Annotated in this window: 16 protein-coding genes and 1 tRNA gene; 6 read left to right on the top strand and 11 right to left on the bottom strand. The window is 53.5% G+C overall.

All coding sequences use genetic code 11. The features are described 5' to 3' along the window. Window positions 1–53: 53 nt before the first annotated feature. Window positions 54–707 carry a S24 family peptidase gene (locus WCG50_RS04100; RefSeq protein ID WP_336898300.1) on the top strand — a complete coding sequence of 218 codons (654 nt, stop codon included), beginning with the start codon at window positions 54–56 and terminating at the stop codon, window positions 705–707. Between the two features lie 62 nt (window positions 708–769). Here WCG50_RS04100 and WCG50_RS04095 read toward each other — a convergent pair whose 3' ends face one another. The 10 genes from WCG50_RS04095 to WCG50_RS04050 all read right to left on the bottom strand — a co-directional run bounded on the left by WCG50_RS04095 (window position 770) and on the right by WCG50_RS04050 (window position 10011). Beyond that, the gene (locus WCG50_RS04095) at window positions 770–1075 is read right to left on the bottom strand and encodes a hypothetical protein (RefSeq protein ID WP_336898299.1); all 306 of its coding nucleotides are present in this window, start codon (window positions 1073–1075) and stop codon (window positions 770–772) included. Window positions 1076–1153: 78 nt separating this feature from the next. Then, window positions 1154–2074, bottom strand: a complete 921-nt coding sequence (locus tag WCG50_RS04090; RefSeq protein WP_336898298.1) for a hypothetical protein — start codon at window positions 2072–2074, stop codon at window positions 1154–1156. After that, a complete protein-coding gene (locus WCG50_RS04085) occupies window positions 2071–4365 on the bottom strand; it encodes an AAA family ATPase (protein ID WP_336898297.1) in 2295 nt (764 codons plus the stop codon). The genes WCG50_RS04090 and WCG50_RS04085 overlap by 4 nt, the downstream gene beginning before the upstream one ends. A gap of 126 nt (window positions 4366–4491) precedes the next feature. Beyond that, window positions 4492–4743: an AlpA family phage regulatory protein gene (locus WCG50_RS04080; RefSeq protein ID WP_336898296.1), complete on the bottom strand. Its 252-nt coding sequence runs from the start codon at window positions 4741–4743 to the stop codon at window positions 4492–4494. A 225-nt stretch (window positions 4744–4968) separates the two neighbouring features. After that, complete coding sequence (locus tag WCG50_RS04075) at window positions 4969–6276, bottom strand: integrase arm-type DNA-binding domain-containing protein (RefSeq protein ID WP_336898295.1); 1308 nt, start codon at window positions 6274–6276, stop codon at window positions 4969–4971. Window positions 6277–6383: 107 nt separating this feature from the next. Beyond that, window positions 6384–6473 (bottom strand) — tRNA-Ser (locus WCG50_RS04070). 108 nt (window positions 6474–6581) lie between these two features. Beyond that, the gene (locus tag WCG50_RS04065; protein WP_336898294.1) at window positions 6582–7712 is read right to left on the bottom strand and encodes a branched-chain amino acid ABC transporter substrate-binding protein; all 1131 of its coding nucleotides are present in this window, start codon (window positions 7710–7712) and stop codon (window positions 6582–6584) included. Window positions 7713–7826: 114 nt separating this feature from the next. Then, window positions 7827–8138: a hypothetical protein gene (locus WCG50_RS04060; protein ID WP_336898293.1), complete on the bottom strand. Its 312-nt coding sequence runs from the start codon at window positions 8136–8138 to the stop codon at window positions 7827–7829. Then, complete coding sequence (locus tag WCG50_RS04055) at window positions 8138–8569, bottom strand: DNA polymerase III subunit chi (protein ID WP_336898292.1); 432 nt, start codon at window positions 8567–8569, stop codon at window positions 8138–8140. The genes WCG50_RS04060 and WCG50_RS04055 overlap by 1 nt, the downstream gene beginning before the upstream one ends. Continuing rightward, entirely contained in the window at window positions 8566–10011 is a 1446-nt protein-coding gene (locus WCG50_RS04050; RefSeq protein WP_336898291.1) for a leucyl aminopeptidase, read from the bottom strand. The genes WCG50_RS04055 and WCG50_RS04050 overlap by 4 nt, the downstream gene beginning before the upstream one ends. Window positions 10012–10092: 81 nt before the next feature. Here WCG50_RS04050 and lptF point away from each other — a divergent pair, with 81 nt between their 5' ends. The 5 genes from lptF to WCG50_RS04025 are packed head-to-tail and all read left to right on the top strand — an operon-like array spanning window position 10093 to window position 14867. Further along, window positions 10093–11205, top strand: coding sequence for an LPS export ABC transporter permease LptF (gene lptF, locus WCG50_RS04045; protein WP_336898290.1), 1113 nt, complete (start codon window positions 10093–10095; stop codon window positions 11203–11205). Continuing rightward, window positions 11202–12308: an LPS export ABC transporter permease LptG gene (lptG, locus tag WCG50_RS04040; protein WP_336898289.1), complete on the top strand. Its 1107-nt coding sequence runs from the start codon at window positions 11202–11204 to the stop codon at window positions 12306–12308. Before lptF ends, lptG begins: the two co-directional genes overlap by 4 nt. Before the next feature lie 14 nt (window positions 12309–12322). Beyond that, window positions 12323–12712, top strand: a complete 390-nt coding sequence (locus WCG50_RS04035; protein WP_336898288.1) for a CbiX/SirB N-terminal domain-containing protein — start codon at window positions 12323–12325, stop codon at window positions 12710–12712. A gap of 54 nt (window positions 12713–12766) precedes the next feature. After that, complete coding sequence (locus WCG50_RS04030; RefSeq protein ID WP_336898287.1) at window positions 12767–13720, top strand: CysB family HTH-type transcriptional regulator; 954 nt, start codon at window positions 12767–12769, stop codon at window positions 13718–13720. Next, a complete protein-coding gene (locus tag WCG50_RS04025; protein ID WP_336898286.1) occupies window positions 13704–14867 on the top strand; it encodes a pyridoxal phosphate-dependent aminotransferase in 1164 nt (387 codons plus the stop codon). The genes WCG50_RS04030 and WCG50_RS04025 overlap by 17 nt, the downstream gene beginning before the upstream one ends. A 101-nt stretch (window positions 14868–14968) precedes the next feature. Here WCG50_RS04025 and hrpA read toward each other — a convergent pair whose 3' ends face one another. Continuing rightward, window positions 14969–18862, bottom strand: a complete 3894-nt coding sequence (hrpA, locus tag WCG50_RS04020; RefSeq protein ID WP_336898285.1) for an ATP-dependent RNA helicase HrpA — start codon at window positions 18860–18862, stop codon at window positions 14969–14971. Window positions 18863–18944: the final 82 nt, after the last annotated feature.

The following is an 18944-nucleotide window of genomic DNA, read 5'->3' as shown; positions in this document are numbered from 1 at the left end:
CTACTCACAGACTTGCTATGGGCAAGAGAAATCTATTTAAAGAGTGATTTACCATGAAACCAACTATTAAAATCCGCAAAGACAACCTGCTCAAGATCATTCTTGATAAGTTCCAAGGCAATAACTCAGCGTTCTCCAGAGCAGTGGAGATACATCCCAACCATGTGAACCTGCTGGTGACTGTCAATCCCAACACGCAGCGCAACATGGGAGAAGCTCTGGCTCGACGTATTGAGACAGCGATGGGACTCCCATTGGGATGGATGGATGCTCCACACGGCGCAGCTGCGAACTTCTTCGTTATCAAGGCTGTACCTGTTGATCTGGTGGCATCTAGAGCATTGATCAGCTGCCGGGACTACTCCATGATTGAGGTCACATCACGCTGGGAGACACGAGTTTCCAGTAAGGTGACAGCAATGGAGAACCTCTCGGTGGCTACTGTGGTCACCGCTGAGATGGAGCCAATCATTACCAATGGTGCAACAGTTGTTGTTGACCTCGGAGTCAAAGGAGTGGGTGCTGATGGCATCTATGTGCTGAGTAAGGGAGACGCAGCGTTCATCAGGAGCGTGAGGAGGAACATGGACGGTACACACTCCATTGAGGCAGCGAATCCGATCTACCGCAGCGAGAAGCCAGAGCAACTCAACGGTATGAAAGTAGTGGCTAGGGTAATCATGCAGATCAGCGAAGAATTGCTTTGAATCGCGTACCCGGCATTCTTTAGTCAAGCTTCGCCAAACAAAAGAACATCAGACGCAGTAGGTCACTTGGCTGATTCAGCTTCTGGCTCCACCGCTCGATCTTGAACAGCACTCAGCCCAATCCTGATGGATATAGGCTGCTGGTTGGATGACCCTACTTCAAGAGCTTTGCGGCGTGGATACAAATAGCTCATCAGGTCCATTTGCACCTTGGCCCTCAGTTCCAACGGTGCTGTGTCATCTTTTGCAATCTGGACAAGACCCTCAAGTGGATCAACGCCAAGAGCCTCCAGCCGATCCTGAAGGTCTTGTGTGCGTTTGTTTGGCGTGCCAGCTATGCGACCACCAGTTTTGATGCCTATTTTCATAGGTGGATTTTACTGAGTGATGGCATAAATTTAATGGAAACAAGTTAGCCGAGTGACTTTGAATTCATCAGCGCGGGATTACACACGAGTCACAGCTTTATGACCGATCAAGTTAATCAAAATATCCGTCACCTCTATGCGATTCATGCTATCACTGGCGGCGAGATAATGAAATACTGCAATGGCCTCCTCTATGGTTCGTGGGCGGATACTAGCAAGGCAACGAAACACATAATCCTGACGGGCGCTTGATTCAGGTCCTGAGTCATCACAGTCGCAGGCAGCATATCTCAGACTTGAAAGCTCTCGCCAATACGCAAGTTCAAAGAGGCAGTCACTTAGCGTGTGTGGCGTTAACTCAGACTGACTCCTAAAGCATTCATCAACCTCGGCTTCACTGAGTTTCCAAGGTCTATTGACGCCTCCAATCGTTGACAGCGCATCAATGCAAAATTTTTCAGCGGGTGTGTTGGCAAACAGATCATTACCAAACCGTGCTGTTGCTTCAGTTTGCCGTGTCAGCTTTTTGATTGAACTTCTAGCCAACCCATCCAAATCAGCAAAGTTTATAGATCGCAGTGCAGCCACCCAATTTCCGGGGTCCTGTGAAACAAGGTGATTCGTGTAGCGTTTCTCCAACTCAAGCAACGGAGTCTTGATCTGCTTTGCACCCAGCATGGCTTTTTCAACCAACGACACATGCCCCGTCTTAATGACTTCCCGCAGCCACAGCAAGGCATCAAGCTCGTGATCACCAGTGACAGTATTCTGAGGTGGCAACTGCGGAACTGCCAGCGACCTTGACTCGCTTGCCTGAATCGGTGGCAAAGTAAACAGTTCCCGCAAGGCAATGTTGTCGCGGAATGCACCAGAGCGGGAGCAAATGGTCTTCACCGTGCCAATGGGAAGCCCAGTTTGTGCAGCCACTTCACTAATCGATTGATAGCGTCGTAGCTTCAGCACTTGCTGACGGACATCATGTGGAACAAGGGGTTTCATTTGGGGAGTCTTGGAAGTAGGTTTTGTGGGATACATAACTCCTTTGCACCAGAGAAGAATTTTTCACTTATTTCAGTCTCTGTTGCGCCTTGTTCTGTGTGCGCTCTATCCCCCACACCCCCTAGGGTAGTTGGCGCAGTTGGCGCACTCCCCTTTGTTCCATTTGTGCCATCTTCATAGTTGGCGCATGTTGGCGCAGTTGGCACAGGCAAACCAGCGAACGCATAGCCCTCATTTGTTAGATTCCATCTCTGGTGCGGTTTGCGGTCTGGACCACGGTAGTCAATCGGCTCAATCCACTTTGCACGCTGGCACTGTGTCACGACCCGCTTGGTATCGTCTAGTCGCAATTTGAGTTTCTGGAAGGCAGGTTCACTCTTGAGTAGCGCATGGACGTTGTTACGTGAGGTCAGCGCCGGACTGCAATACTGACCACGGCCAGCAAACTCAGCTATCAGGCGCAACAAGGCAGCGGCGCGATCATCATCAGCACGACCTTGCTGGGGCGAAGCACCAAAGCCACCGTCCGCCACCACTTGCGGGAAACTGCCATCCAGCCACTCCAGAGTCAACGGCTCACGCATCCTGCCTAAGTTGCTTTTCTGGTGCTCCAGCGTCAGCAGGCCATTATCGCCACGGGTCAGGAACATGCGGCTCCGTGCGCTGTTGTGCCATGCGGTCGAACCAGAGTAACCCTCTCCCCCTTCAGCCTTTTTATTGCGACTGGTCATCTTGTCAACGTGCGCCAGCAGCAGGACAGCGCAATCGGTCAGACGTGCCACGACTGCAAGCGAACGCATAAAGGCGCGCACCTGTAGGCGCTGGATTTCATCGCCACCAAAGGCATCGCTTGCGTTGTCAATCAGCACCAGACCGATATGCTCGAATTGAACTATCTTGCGTAGTTCGAGGTAGCTGGCAGTAGTATCGCCAGACCCACGTGTTTCAGCCGAAAACAACTCAGGGTGCTCGGTTCCATCAACAATGTGCAGCCCACCCCGCAGCAACTCAGGATCAATGAGCCATGCCTTGCAGATACTGGCGAGGCGGTGTCGAACGATGTTCACCCCATCTTCAAGGCTCACAAAAAGAACATTGCTTTGCTCGGTTGCAACCCCGAATAGTGGCCTACCCAACACGGTGCAAACAGCCAGCATCAGCGCAATGGTTGATTTTCCCGTCCCGCCATGTGCGGCAAGCAAAGAAACCTGCCCCCGTGGCAAATAACCATCCCACACGAATGCAGGCGGCTCGCTTGGGCTGCTCAGTACATCGAACACTGACACCGGCTTGAGTAGTGCCTCTGCCTCTGGCATGGGTGGCTTTGGCTTGGGCAACTCTGTCGCAGCTTCCAGCAGAATCGCTAGCCCATCGCCCCCCTCACGCTTCATCAGGTCGTTAGCATCGAAGTTATTAGCCTCACCTTCTGGCATGGCTGCAACGGCGGCTCCAACGTCAGCGGCAATCTTTGCAGCCTCAAGTTCCTTGCCTACATCAGGCACCAGCACCAGTTGGGCGCTTGGGTCACGCTCACGCATGGCCTCGGCAACCCGGCGAACATTACCCCAGCCAAAACAACAAACAGAAGCGCCACCCGTAGCCATCCAGCAGGCCCATGCTTGCCCAATGCCCTCGCACAGGTATATACGGCACCCCGGCACCGTCCAGCCAACAATGAAGCTTGCACCAGCCATGCTCGCTCCGGGAAGGTTTAGTTTTTTGCCACCGTTGGGCGGTATGAACTGAACGCTCTGCATCTCACCGTCTGGCGTATACGCTGGCACCATCAGGAACCCGGCCATGCTCTGTTCGGCAATTCTCAGACTATCACCAGCAGGAACCACGCGCAGGGTTTTCAATGGCACATCATCTGCACCCTTGGCTGCAACGTACCCGTGCGAGTTGGTAGCAGCATCGCAGCGGCTCCAAACCTCATCAGCACTCATTCCGGCTGCAGGCTTGCGAGGTTGCTCTATTGGGCGTGAATGTGTAGGCGGTTGACGTTGTGGGCCTGTTTTACCATCGGTCCAGCCAGCATCACGGGCCATCCCAAACAGAGCACCGGCCCCGGTTCCTCCCTCCGGTTTGATAGTACGAAAAGCGGCCAAAACATCGCGGGGTCCTTTGTAGTTGGCACCCGTGGCGCTCCAGCGGTCGATGTCCTCAATCGTCAAACCAGCAGCAATAGCAGCGCGTCCAGCCTTGTGCCAAGACTCACGGTCACAACCAGCATCAATATAATTCAACGCATCAATGGCGCGGTCGTGGCCGTTAAGCATGACCACCCCCATGGAGGTTGGAGTTTGACTTTGGATCGCTATTGCTGGGGCTGTGATGTTTGCGGCTCCAGAGTTCTTTAAACCACTGGGTCGGCATTGAACACCAAAGCCGAATTGCGACTTTTGTAAGAATGGCGCTCATGCTGCACCGCCCTTCAAGTCGCTCTTTTTGTGTGCTTCGATCCATGCCACTGGGTCAGCAAACCACACATCAACTTCAGATCCCCATCTGGCAAAGCGTGGAGCAGTGATTACCTGACGTGGAAACTCATTTTTTGACACCATTTTGTACAAATGAGCCTTGGAAAATTTTCCACGGCTGGTAATGTCACGTTCTCGATACAGTTGATTGGCTGATGTAGCAGCGATTGCTTGGACTGAATTAGTCATGTCAACTCCTTGCAACTTAATGCAATGTGTTAACGAAAAATCCAGACCGTCAAGTCTTCTGACATGCAGTGCCGCAGTTGCAAACGGCAATTGACGCGGTGATAGTTCGGCTCTTTATTACGTCGTAATGGCTTACGGTCTTCCAACTGCAACTCGAGTTGGAGCCGACTAGGCTGGACGCATGAGACGTTTTGACTTTATCGGTATTTTTATAACTTCAATTACTCATGCGGACAATTTTTTGAGAGGTAGTACATTGCCTTTACCTACCGACTCAAGGTAATTGCCCCACCATGCCATCATCAAAGCCCGTTGGGGAAGGTATAGGGCATGGTTATAAGCCGCGCTCACCACGTTGCGGTCGATGTGGGCCAGTTGGAGTTCAATATGAGCATGGTCGAACCCGTGTTCATGCATGACGGTTGACGCTATACCCCGGAAACCATGCCCGGTCATCTGGTGCTTGTAGCCCATACGCGCCAGCGCACCCAGAATCGTGTTATTACTCATTGGCTTGGAGTGGTCACGCTCACCCGGAAAAAGAAGTTCACGACCGCCAGTGACCGTGTGCAGTGTGCGCAACACGTCCAGCGCTTGCGGCGACAGTGGCACAACATGAGGGGATTTCATCTTCATGCGCTCTGCGGGAATGTCCCAGCGCCCAGCCTCCATATCGAACTCCGACCAACGTGCACCGATCAGTTCACCGGTTCGGACAAAGGTCAGGGCTATCAGCTTGACAGCAAGTCGGGTCGTGGGTGTACCTTGGTAGGCTTCAATCTTGCGCAAAAGCATGGGCAACTCGGCGACATCCACCCGTGCGTAATTTACAGCCTTACGTGCTTTGAGTATCTCGCTTGGTTTTACGTCAGTGACAGGGTTCCTGCGTGCTTTGCCATGTGCGATGGCATACCGGAATATCTGGCTGCAAGTTTGAAGTGACCGTTTTGCAACGTCTGTCGCACCACGAGATTCAATGGCCTTAGCCATCATCACCATCTCTGGGGCTTCAATATTCATCATCGGCCGAGTGCCAATCATGGGAAATACGTCTGCAATCAGCCTACGCATGGTTTGATCAACGTGGCTGGTGCTGGAGCGCCCTGCCCTCCAATGCTCCCACCACTCACGGGCAACAGATTCAAACGTGTTGGCGTTTGAACTGTCCTTGACCTGCTTGTCGAGCTTCTTTTGGGCCATCGGATCGACGTTGGTCGCAAGCAGCTTGCGTGCCGCCTCACGAAGTTCTCGGGCCTGTGCCAGCGACACAGCGGGGTATGCGCCCAGTGCCATTGTTTTCTGTTTACCATCAAACCGGTAGGCCCAGCGCCACAGTTTTGAACCAGTTGAAGGAATATGCAGTTGCAGACCTGCACTATCTGACAGCTTTTGCAGCTTGTCAGTGGCCTGTGCTTTTTTGATTGCAGTGTCAGTTAGTGCCATCTTGCCACCTTGGATACGCCAGTTTTCAATATACCAACAGCCGATATACCAACTACCAACAGATATACCAACGCCAGAACGTGGCTTCAAGACTACCAGTAAAGACGCAAGAAAGCAAAAAAGCCCCGGCTCCACAGGGGAACAAGGGCTTCTAGGGGCTCTACTTATACGGTTGGAGACCGTTGAAAACCTAATACTGGCGGATCAGGCGGGATTCGAACCCGCGGAGGGTTTGACCCCTCGCACGCTTTCCAGGCGTGTGACTTAAACCACTCATCCACCGATCCAGCGTTTCTAATTCTAACTTAGCCAAAGGCTGTTTTGACTTGCGTGCCTTAAACCGGAAAATAAAAAGCCACCCGAAGGTGGCTTTTTTACTAGTAGGGCTAATTAAATTAGTTCAAGGCGATTTTCTTGTCACCCTTGTAGGTGTAAAGAGTCATAGCGGGGTTCTTCAACTCGCCAGTGGACTCAAATTGCACCTTGGTGGTGATGCCTTGATAGTTTGTCGCACCAATAAATGACGTGTAAACCTTAGGATCTGAACTGCCAGCGCGCTTCATTGAGTCAACTAACACATGGACTGCGTCATAAACGTATGGGCTGTAAACCTGGAACTGACCAGGGAACTTGGCGTCATAACGGGCCTTCCAGGCTTTGCCACCAGGCATCTTGTCCAGCGATGCACCGCCTTCAGCGCAAATAACGTTATCAAGTGTCTTGGCTCCAGCGGACTGCTTGATCAGATCCATGGTGCAGATGCCATCACCACCAAAGTATTTGACGTTATTCAGGCCAAGTTGTTCCATCTGACGCAGCATAGGGCCGGCTTGTGGATCCATGCCACCGAAGAACACGCCGTCCGGATTCTTGGATTTAATTGCAGTCAGAATTGACATGAAATCAACAGACTTGTCAGTAGTGAACTGTTCGTCAATTATTGTGATTCCCTTGGCTGCTGCAGTTTTCTTGAAGACATCAGCCACGCCTTGGCCGTATGCAGTACGGTCGTCAATAATCGCGATGCGCTTGAGCTTCAAAGCGTCAGCAGCGTAATATGCAAGCCCGGCACCCAGCGCATTGTCATTGGCGAGGAGACGGAATGTGGTTTTGTAGCCAGGCTTGGTCAGATTAGGGTTAGTCGCCGATGGGGTGATCATCGGAATTCCACAATCGTGATAAATCTTGGATGCAGGAATAGTGGTACCTGAATTCAAGTGACCAGCCACGCCAGCCACTTTGGCATCGCACAATTTTTGTGCAACTGCAGCGCCCTGCTTTGGATCAGCTGCATCATCTTCAGCCACCAATTCAAACTTAACCTTTTTGCCACCAATCGTCGTGCCAGCGGCATTCAGATCTTCAATAGCCATGCGGGCGCCATTTTCATTGTCTTTTCCGTAAGACGCCTGAGCGCCTGAAACTGGGGCAACGTGCCCAATCTTGACAACCATATCTTGAGCCATGGCAACGCCAGCAGCTGCAGCAATGGCAGCAAGTACGGTAATTTTCAATTTCATTTGCATAGACAACTCCATATTTAAAAAAATGTGAATTAAAAAGCTCCACATCCAACACGATAACGCAATTTTCAAGCCACAAGCATAGGGAAGATACCAAGCTGACCGTCTATTACCAAATTATTTCAACTTAAGCTGATCGGCTTTAGACGCTAATGCTTCTGAGACTGCCTGGCGAACAACAACCTCCAATTCCTGACGCAGGCGTGTAGTCAGCGTTTGAACTTGGTCGTTGACAACCGTGCGCAGCATGGTCTCGGTTTCTTCACGTAAACGACGCTCTATCACCATGTCAACCCTTTGCATCACAAACCAGACTGTGTTTTCGAGATCAGGGGTCGCTGCGACCTCCTCTTTCTTGGCAGCACCTGGTTGAACAACTTCGGTCAACGTAGGTAGAAATCGTGGCAAATTTCGGGGTGATGTCGTCATCAAGTGCTCTTTAAATTGAGATCATGCCGGGTGATTGTGTAGCCGCAATCTGTGTAGCTTTTCCACCGACTTCGTGCAAGTTGACGGTCATCATCGCCCAGACCCACCACTTCAATTACCCGTTCAAACAGCTCAAAACCATCGGGCACAGAATGGCCCAGATTGATGAGTACCTGTTGGTGTGGCACTGACGCAGTTGTCGTCGCCAAAACCACTGGTGAAGTAGCGAGGATGTTGGGATCACTGTCTATGTAGCAGTGAGGCACAAAATCAGTTGCCGAAAATGTCCAAAGGCCGACATCCAGTTGTTGCAAGGTATCAGGCGACCCGACCACGACCAACTTTGCACCACTGCTCACGGCTTTTCGGAGCAATCGGCATGTGTAAGCCACAGGGTCGGGTGCGTTGAAGTGAAACGCGACCTCGGTCATTTTGATTTTTCTTCAGCCAACAGATAGGCCAGCAACAAGGCCACGGGTCGACCTGTTGCGCCTTTTGCGGTGCCACTTTTCCAGGCAGTTCCCGCGATATCAAGGTGTGCCCAGGGGAACTTGGTCGTGAAGCGTTGTAAAAATTTGGCGGCCGTGATGGCGCCACCGGCACGACCAGCGACATTGGCGACATCCGCAAAATTTGTTTTAAGACCTTCTGCGTAGTCATCGTCCAATGGCATGCGCCAACACAAATCAGAAGTCGTTTCCCCTGCCGATAACAAGGCTGCTGCTAATTCATCATTAGCCGAAAAAAGCCCGCTACGGACAGCGCCAAGGGCCACCACACAGGCACCAGTCAAGGTGGCGATGTCGACAACAGCACGGGGCTTGAATCGTTCAGCATAGGTTAATGCATCGCACAACACCAAGCGCCCTTCTGCATCGGTGTTGAGAATCTCGATGGTTTGACCATTCATGCTGGTCACAACATCACCCGGCTTGACCGCACGACCATTGAGTAAATTTTCACAGGACGGAATCAATCCCACCACGTTGATCGCAGGCTTTAACTCCGTTAAGGCACGAAATACGCCCAGCACACTGGCCGCACCACACATGTCGAACTTCATCTCGTCCATTTCAGCGGCAGGTTTGATGGAAATACCGCCGCTGTCAAAAGTAATGCCCTTACCCACCAGAACAGTAGGGGCCTCAGTCTTGGCCGCTCCGTCGTAGCGTAAAACAATAAAACGCAAGGGCTCATCGGACCCTTGGGATACCGCCATAAAAGCACCCATCGACAGCTTTTCAACGTCTTTCGAACCGAGCACCTGACACTTGATGTTGGGCAACTTGGCCAACGACCGCGCAGCACCCGCCAGCAAAGTGGGCGTGGCAAAGTTAGCGGGACGGTTGGCCCATTCCTTGGCAAACTCAATACCTGTGTTGGTCGCTACAGCGAGTTCAAAAACAGATTGGAACTTGGGGGCATTCGGCAAGCCGACCAGTACGCGTTGAAGCGCCCTGCCCTCGGGTTTTGATTTTGTCGTCGTGTAGACATAAGTAGCTTCCGCCACCGATGTCACTGCAGCACGAACGCCCGCTTCAGTCGGCAAGTTGGAAAAACAGATGACAAGCTTTTTGGTGTTGACTGATTTAACAGCCGCCACAGACGCTGAGACCGCCTGGCGCACGTCTTTGGCCGACCCAGTACCGATATTTACCAAAACAGCTCGCACGCAGCCCAAGCCTGTGGGGCGATAAATCACGAGAGGTTTGCCGGGCTTGGTCTCAAGATCACCGGCTTTGAGGGTTTGCGCCACCAAGGCAGATAAAACATCTTTACCAGGCTTGAACGAATCACTAACCAATACGATCAGCGCATCACATTTTTCATTGGCCGCACCAACGAGGTTCAATGTCTTGAGTTCAAAGTTCATAATTCAGGGTTTCCAAATAGTTAAAGACTTGACTGACGCCGCTTTCACGCCGCTGCGGCCTGTCCCGAAATTTCTCATCTCATGTTATTCCATTCCTCTATTCGCAAGGAGTTAGCGCGCAGTTTTGGCGCCACCTTGATCGTCCTTGCCACTGTCGTCATGACCATGACGCTGATTCGAACGTTGGGACAGGCGTCTCGTGGCAGTTTCAACCCATCGGACGTAATGCTCGTGATGGGTTACACGGTACTGGCTTATATGCCCACCATTTTGACGATGAGCCTGTTTATTGCCATCATTGGTGTCTTGTCGCGCATGTACAGAGACAGCGAAATGGTGATCTGGTTTACCAGCGGCAAAGGCTTGGCGACCCTGATCGGGCCCTTGTTCCGGTTTTCATGGCCCGTGTTGTTGGTGGTGATGGCCTTGGCGCTCGTGGTGTTGCCGTGGTCCAACCAGCGCATTGAAAACATGAAAGACCAGTACGAAAAAAGAGGCGATATTGAACGCATTGAACCCGGTCAATTTCAGGAATCTGCCGCAGGCAAAAGAGTTTTCTTTGTCGAAAAAGACGCTAGTAACAACAAGGCTGGCGCCAACGTTTTTATTGCGACAACTGAAAATGGCAAAGAAACCATCACCTCAGCCCGCAGTGGGCGAATTCTGAATATCGGCCAAGACCGATTTTTAATGCTCAACAACGGACAACGACTTGAAAGCATGATCAACAAGTCGGACTTAAAAATCAGCGAGTTTGAGGAATACGGGGTCAAAGTGGGCGTGGATTTACTGGCTGGCCCTGACTACGTTCCGACCAACACCAAACCAACCCTGGAATTATTGAGAAACCTGAGCCTGCCCAATCTGGCCGAACTCTCATGGCGCTTTGGCTTGATATTGGCAGCCATCAATTTCATCGTCATTGGCCTTGCTGTCTCCAGCGTCAATCCGCGTGTGGGTCGCAGCACCAATCTGGTTTTTTCTCTGTTTGCTTTTGTCCTTTATTACAACTTGCTCAACCTCGGTCAAAGCTGGATTGCGTCGGGTAAGTTCTCATTCGTGGGTTTCCTGGCGACACTGCACGGCGGCGCATTGGTGTTTGGCCTTGTTTGGCTTACCAAAGGCCATAACAACTGGGACTGGCGCACCTTTTTAAGCCAAATCCAATCATCCTCACGAAAGTCATCGACTTGAAAACCATCCGACGCCTGATTTATGGCGAGGTGCTTACAGCGGTGGCTTTTGTCACGCTGGGGTTTCTCTCCCTGTTTTTCTTTTTTGATTTTGTTGAAGAAATTCAGTCCATTGGACGCCATGCCGCCGCCGAATACAAATTGGTACACGCCCTCAGTTATGTGGCGCTGATGGTGCCGAGCCACTTGTATGAACTGCTGCCCATTGCGGTGCTGATTGGCACCATCTTCGTCATGGCCCGTTTTGCGCAAAGCTCGGAATACACAATTTTGCGCACCAGTGGCTTGGGCCCATGGCGGGCCTTGAAAACGTTGCTGGTTTTGGGCTTGGCATTTGTCATTTTGACATTTGCGATTGGCGACTACATTGCGCCCGCTGCCGACCATACTGGCCAACTCATCAAGGCGCGTTACCAGGGTCGCATCACGGTGGGACAAACGGGAGCCTGGTTGAAAGAGAAACAGTCTTACTCCCAGTACGCGGTCAATGTCAATGCCATGGCGCCTGACGGCAGCATGCGAGGCGTGCGCATCTTTGAATTTGATAACCAAGGGTTTTTGATGTCACTGGTGCAAGCCGAATCGGCCAGTTATAACAGCGACGATTCATGGGCACTTACACGCGTGGACCGCACCGAATTCCCCGCACGAGGTACACAGGCTGCCCGCATTGACCGTCAGCAGCTTGATAACTTTCGCTGGCCGAACCAGATCAGTGCAGAGATGGTGTCTGCCGCGCTCCTTAAACCCGAACGCATGAGCACGATTGATTTGTTTCAATACATCCGACACCTCAATGCCAACGGCCAGAGTGCCCAACGTTACGAAATAGAGTTCTGGAAAAAGGTTTTCTACCCATTGAGTTGCTTGGTGATGGTGGTGCTGGCGCTGCCATTTGCCTATTTGCACTTTCGGTCTGCGGGAATGGCTACCTATGTCTTTGGTGGGGTTATGGCAGGCATCAGCTTTTTCCTGCTTAATAACGTTTTTGGCTACATAGGCAACCTCCAGAACTGGCAACCTTGGCTAACAGCCGCGTTGCCGGGCATGATTTACTCCCTGCTGTCCCTGACTGCGTTCGGGTGGTTGGTGTGGAAACGTTGACGTAATTAATTTAAATGAAAAATCAAACCTTGATGACGACTTCCAGCACCCGGGGCACCATTCTTTTTGGTCACGGTTCGCGTGACCCCTTATGGCGCAAACCCATTGAGGCCGTGGCGACCCACATTCAGAGTATTGCTCCGCAGGCCCACGTACGCTGTGCTTATCTTGAAATTACCGTGCCTGACCTGCCCACCAGCGTCGCTGAGTTGGCTGCTTTGGGAGTCACGTCCATCACGGTAATTCCCATGTTTTTGGGCGTTGGCCGGCACGCCAGGGAAGATTTGCCTTTGCTGGTGACTGAACTCATCGCCGCCCATCCGCAAGTCATGTTTGACCTGAAACCGGCCATTGGCGAAGATGCACAAATGATTGAATTGATGGCGCGCATTGCCCTTGCCTGAGGTTTCAATAGAGGTGTGAGGCATAATAAATTTCATTCTTAGTTGAAATTTGATATGAACCTTCACCAATTTCGTTTTGTTCAAGAAGCCGTCCGGCGCAACCTTAACCTGACGGAGGCCGCTAAAGCCCTTCATACTTCACAGCCGGGTGTCTCTAAAGCCATCATCGAACTGGAAGAAGAGTTGGGTATCGAAATTTTTGCGCGCCATGGCAAGCGCCTCAAGCGCGTGACCGAGCCCGGCCAGCATGTGCTCAAAAGTATCGAAGTCATCATGCGCGAAGTAGGCAATCTCAAACGCATTGGTGAGCAATACCACGCCGAAGACAGTGGCACCCTGTCGATTGCCACCACGCACACGCAGGCCCGCTACATCTTGCCGCAACCCGTGGCCAAGTTGCGCCTGGCTTACCCCAAGGTCAACGTCAGCCTGCACCAGGGCTCACCAGATCAAGTCGCCAGAATGCTGATTGACGAAGTGGCAGAAATTGGCGTTGCCACCGAGTCCCTTTCTGGATATTCTGAGTTGGTCACCCTGCCCTGCTACGAATGGCAGCATGTGCTGGTGCTCCCTGTGGGACACGCTTTGTGCCTGAAAGAGCACATCACCCTCGAAGACATCGCCCGCGAACCCCTGATTACCTACCATCCGGACTACACCGGGCGCACCAAGATTGACCAAGCTTTTGCCACCCGCAAACTGGAGCCCCGCATTGCGCTGGAAGCCATTGACTCGGACGTGATCAAGACTTATGTGCGACTCGGCCTGGGTATCGGTATCGCCGCCGAAATGTCGGTGCTGGATGTAGTGGCCGAGGGCGCAAAGAGTGATCTGGTGGTGCGACAGGTGGGCCAGTTGTTTGGCCAGAACGTGACCCGCGTCGCCTTCAAACGCGGCGCCTATCTTAGAAATTTTGTTTATAAATTTGCGGAACTCTTAAGTGACCGCCTGAGCCGCGACCTGGTCGCGCGCGCCATGTCGGGCCACGTGGATGACTATGAACTCTAAAACACCCACACTCCAAACCAAGCTGCCCGCCGTTGGCACCACGATCTTCACCGTCATGTCGACACTGGCAGCGGAGAAAAATGCCGTCAACCTGGGTCAGGGTTTTCCGGATTTCAATTGCGATCCCCATTTGGTCGACGTAGTGACTGACGCCATGAAACAGGGCTTGAACCAATACCCGCCCATGACCGGCGTGCCGGTGCTGCGGGACGCCATCGCCTTGAAAATAAAAGCTTTGTATGGGCGCGACTACCACCCGGCCAGCGAGATCACCATCACGGCGGGCGCTACGCAAGCCATCATCACCATCATTCTGGCCGTTGTTCATGCGGGTGACGAAGTGATCGTGCTAGAGCCTTGCTACGACAGCTACGTGCCAAATATCGAGTTGGCTGGCGGCGTAACGGTAAGGGTGCCCTTAACGCCCGGCACCTTTCGACCCGATTTCGACAAGATCGCCGCCGCCCTCACCCCCAAAACCCGCGCCATCATCGTCAACTCACCGCACAACCCAAGTGGCGCGGTCTGGACGGAGGCCGACATGCTGCGCTTGCAAGAAATTCTGTCGCCTACCAACGTCTTGCTGATCAGCGACGAAGTCTACGAACACATGGTGTTTGACGGCCAGCATCACCAGAGCGCGGCGCGTTTTCCCGGCTTGGCGGCACGCGCCTTTATCGTCTCGAGTTTTGGTAAAACCTACCATGTGACCGGCTGGAAAGTCGGCTATGTGGCGGCCCCTGCCTCGATGACCACAGAGTTTCGCAAGGTGCACCAGTTCAATGTTTTCACGGTCAACACCCCGGTTCAATACGGATTGGCCGCCTACATGGCCAACCCCAAGCCCTACCTTGAATTGCCGGCCTTTTACCAGCGTAAACGCGACCTCTTTCAGGCCGGTTTGGCACGTACCAAGTTCAAACTACTACCTAGTGAAGGCACCTATTTCCAATGTGTCGACATCTCCGAGGTCAGTACCCTGAGCGAGACCGAGTTCTGCAAATGGCTCACCACTGAAATCGGCGTTGCGGCCATCCCTCTATCGGCGTTTTATGGCAACGGCTTCGACCAGCGTGTGGTTCGTTTCTGCTTTGCCAAGAAAGATGAAACTCTGAACGCCGCATTACAACGCTTGGCTACGCTATAAAATAAATAGCTATCTACGCTTACAGCACGGGGGCTATAGGTCTATTCTGTATAAATTTTCTGACGCATTACTGCTGGCGCCAGCAAGGAATTTTTGCCACTTTAGTTCAACTGCGCCCACGCCTTGTCCAAGCGCTTGACGCTCACCGGCTGCGGCGTGCGTAACTCTTGAGCAAAGAAGCTCACGCGCAGTTCCTCTAGCAACCAACGGAACTCCTGCATGCGTTCATCGGTGACGCCTTTGCGTTCGGCCACCAGACGCCAGTAACGCTGCTCCAACGGGCGCAATTCACTCAGACGTGCGGCATCTCGGGCCGGGTCGGCACGGTACTTGTCCAAGCGCGCTGTGATCGCTTTCTGGTAGCGGGCAAAGTGCTGCAGCGGGCCCCAAGGAGAGGTCGCCAGAAAGCGTTTGGGCATCAGGCGCGCCAGCTGCTGGGCCGCGTCGGTGGTGGCATCAGGCGCATTTTTCGTGTCCTTGATCTTGCGGGCGGCGATGGCATATTCGCCCAATATGACGGCAGCCAGGCGCGCCACTTCATTGGCGATCAGGGTCAAACGGCCCCGACCTTCGTCGATTCGGCGCTTGAATGCGAACTCATCGGTGGGCAGCGGGTCGAGCAAAAATGCGCGGTCCAGCGCCACCGCAATGATCTGCTCACGCAATTCTTCGATCGTGCCTCCACCGCTGCCATCGGCCGATTTGCCGACTTGCATGAACGTAACTGCCATTTTTTGCAGGTCAGGAATGTTCTTTTCCAGGTACTTGAGCGCGTCCTTGATTTGAATGGAAAACAGTCTGCGTAACCCGGCGCGGTGCTTGGCGCTGGCCACATCGGGTTCATCAAAGACCTCAATCATGACGGCATCGCCCACATCGATCAGACCGGGGTAGCCAATCAGGGTCTGGCCACCTTTCTGGATTTCGAGCAACTCAGGCAACTCTCCAAAGGTCCAAGCGGTGTAGCGCTGCCCGGCAGGGGTTGCCGGAGTTGCTACTTTATTAATAGCTACTTGCGCATTATTGACGGGGGCTAGAGGCTGATTTGGCTTAAGGTTTGGTTGGGCGGCGGCAACGCTGGCCAACTTCAAACCGGCCAGCGCCTGAAACGCGCCACGGGCCTGGGCACCGAGTTCAGCTTTCAAGGCCCCCAGATTACGCCCGGTGCCAAGTTGGCGGCCATGCTCGTCCACCACCCGAAAATTCATGAAGAAGTGCGGGCTCAGCATATCGGCCTTGATGTCAGCGCGAACCACATCGAGCGAGGTGGCCAGGCGCACCAGTTTGAGCACGGCATCCAGCAGCGAGCCATGGCCGAAGATTTCAGGTGCGTTCAGCGTCTCGGCCATTTTGCTGGCAGTGTCAGGTAGCGGCACCAACCGCGAGCGCGGGCGCTGGTGCAGGGTTTTGATCAAGGCCTGAATTTTGTCTTTCAACATGCCGGGCACCAGCCACTCGCAGCGTTCTTCGTTGACCTGGTTCAGCACAAACAGCGGCACCGTCACGGTCAAACCATCTTTGGCATCACCCGGTTCGTGCAGATAAATGGCAGCGCAGTCCACACCTCCAAGGCGTATATTTTTCGGAAACGACAAAGTCGTGATACCGGCCGCCTCGTGGCGCATCAACTCTTCACGGGTCAGTAGCAACAGTTTCGGTTGCTTCTTGATCTCATCGCGGTACCAGTTCTCAAAGCTGAAACCACTGCACACATCGGCCGGCAGCTGCTGGTCGTAATAGGCGTAGATCAGTTCATCGTCCACCAGCACGTCTTGCCGCCGCGCCTTGTGCTCCAGGTCTTCCACCTGTTTGATGAGTTTCAGATTGGCTTCAAGGAACGGCAATTTGGTTTCCCACTGCCCACCGACCAGCGCTTCGCGGATGAAAATCTCACGCGCCGCGACCATATCCACCCGGCTGAAGTTGACCTTGCGACCGCTGTAAATGACGATGCCATAAAGTGTGGCTCGCTCCAGCGCAGTAACCTCAGCGACTTTCTTTTCCCAGTGCGGGTCCAGTAGTTGTTTCTTGAGCAAATGCCCTGCCACCTGTTCAAGCCATTGGGGATCGATGGCGGCAATGCCGCGGCCAAACAGGCGTGTGGTTTCTACCAACTCGGCGGCCACAATCCAGCGCCCCGGTTTTTTGACCAGATGCGCACCGGGATGCGGATAAAACTTGATGCCGCGTGCGCCCAGATACTCACCGCCGGCACCTTCTGTTTCCAACTTGCAACCCAGGTTGCCCAGCAGGCCGGCCAGCATCGACAAGTGCAATTGGTCGTAGTTGGCCGGCAGCGTGTTAAGCCGCCACTTATGCTCAGCCACCACGGTATGCAACTGCGAATGAATGTCGCGCCACTCGCGCACACGGCGAATGTTGACGAAGTTTTGCCTTAGCAATTGTTCGTACTGGCGGTTGGATAACTTGTGCTCGGCACCGTGGCCGCCACGGGCAGTGTCAAGCCATTTCCACAGCTTCAGGTAGCCGCTGAACTCACTTTTTTCATCGTCAAACTTGACATGTGCGGCATCTGCCTGCTGCTGCGCCTCCATTGGGCGGTCGCGCACGTCCTGCACGCTGAGGGCGGACGCAATCACTAATACCTCGTCCAGCGCACCGCGCTCCCGTGCCTCCAAAATCATGCGCCCCACGCGCGGGTCAAGTGGCAACTTGGCCAGTTCCTGGCCCATCGGCGTCAATTCATTGGCATCGTCTACAGCGCCGAGTTCGTTCAGTAACTGGTAACCGTCGGCAATCGCGCGGTTGGAGGGGCGCTCGATGAAGGGGAAGTCCTCCACCAAACCCATGCGCAGCGCCTTCATGCGCAAAATCACGCCAGCCAGCGAAGAGCGCAAGATTTCGGGGTCGGTAAAACGCGGACGACCGTTGAAATCTTTCTCGTCATAGAGGCGAATGCAGATGCCGTTGGCCACACGGCCACAGCGACCGGCACGCTGGTTGGCCGAACTCTGACTGATCGGCTCGACCAGCAATTGCTCCACCTTGCTCCTGAAACTGTAGCGCTTCATGCGCGCCGTGCCTGCGTCGATGACGTATCGAATACCAGGTACCGTGAGCGATGTTTCGGCCACGTTGGTCGCCAAAATAATGCGACGCCCGGTGTGGCCATCAAAGATTCGGTCTTGCTCGGCTTGGCTCAGGCGAGCGAAAAGCGGCAGCACCTCGGCGTTGCGAAAGACCGGCTGGTGGCTCAGGTGCTTGCGCAAATGGTCAGCGGCCTCGCGGATTTCGCGCTCCCCGGGCAGGAAAACCAAAATATCGCCACCGTTGTGCACATCGCGCCATAACTCGTCCACGCCATCGGCAATCGCAGAATTCAGGTCGTATTCGCGCGATTCTTCAAATGGCCGGTAACGCTGTTCCACCGGGAACATGCGCCCCGACACCATGATGATCGGCGCCGGTCCTTGGCGTAAAGCAAAGTGATCAGCAAATCGCTGAGCGTCGATGGTGGCAGATGTCACCACCACCTTCAGGTCCGGACGTCGCGGCAGAATCTGGCGCAAGTAGCCCAGCAAAAAGTCGATGTTGAGCGAGCGCTCGTGCGCCTCGTCAATGATGATGGTGTCGTAGGCTTTGAGGAGCGGATCAGTTTGCGTCTCCGCAAGCAAAATTCCGTCAGTCATCAATTTGACGGAGGAATCACGGCTCAGCCGATCTTGAAACCGCACCTTGAAGCCGACCACATCGCCCAAGGTGGTTTTCAGTTCTTCGGCAATCCGCTTGGCGACGCTGCTGGCGGCGATACGCCGTGGCTGCGTATGACCGATCAGTTTTCCTTGGCCGGGCGGGTAATTGAGCTTGCCGCGCCCCATAGAAAGCGCAATTTTAGGAAGCTGAGTTGTTTTACCCGAGCCGGTTTCACCGCAGACGATGATGACCTGGTGGGCGGCCATGGCCGCCATGATTTCTTCGCGCTTGCCTGAGACAGGCAAAGATTCAGGGAATTCGATATTCAAAGGTACAGACATTGGCCGCAATTATCAGAGCTGCGCTGGGATGCGGCTGACGCGTGAATCGGTTGAACGCTAAAAATGCTTCTTGAAATTGGCA

It is taken from the genome of Rhodoferax sp. (assembly GCF_037143375.1).
Lineage (GTDB): Bacteria > Pseudomonadota > Gammaproteobacteria > Burkholderiales > Burkholderiaceae_C > Rhodoferax.
Note: the sequence above shows the minus strand (reverse complement) of the source record. Positions and strands in the feature narration are given on the sequence as shown.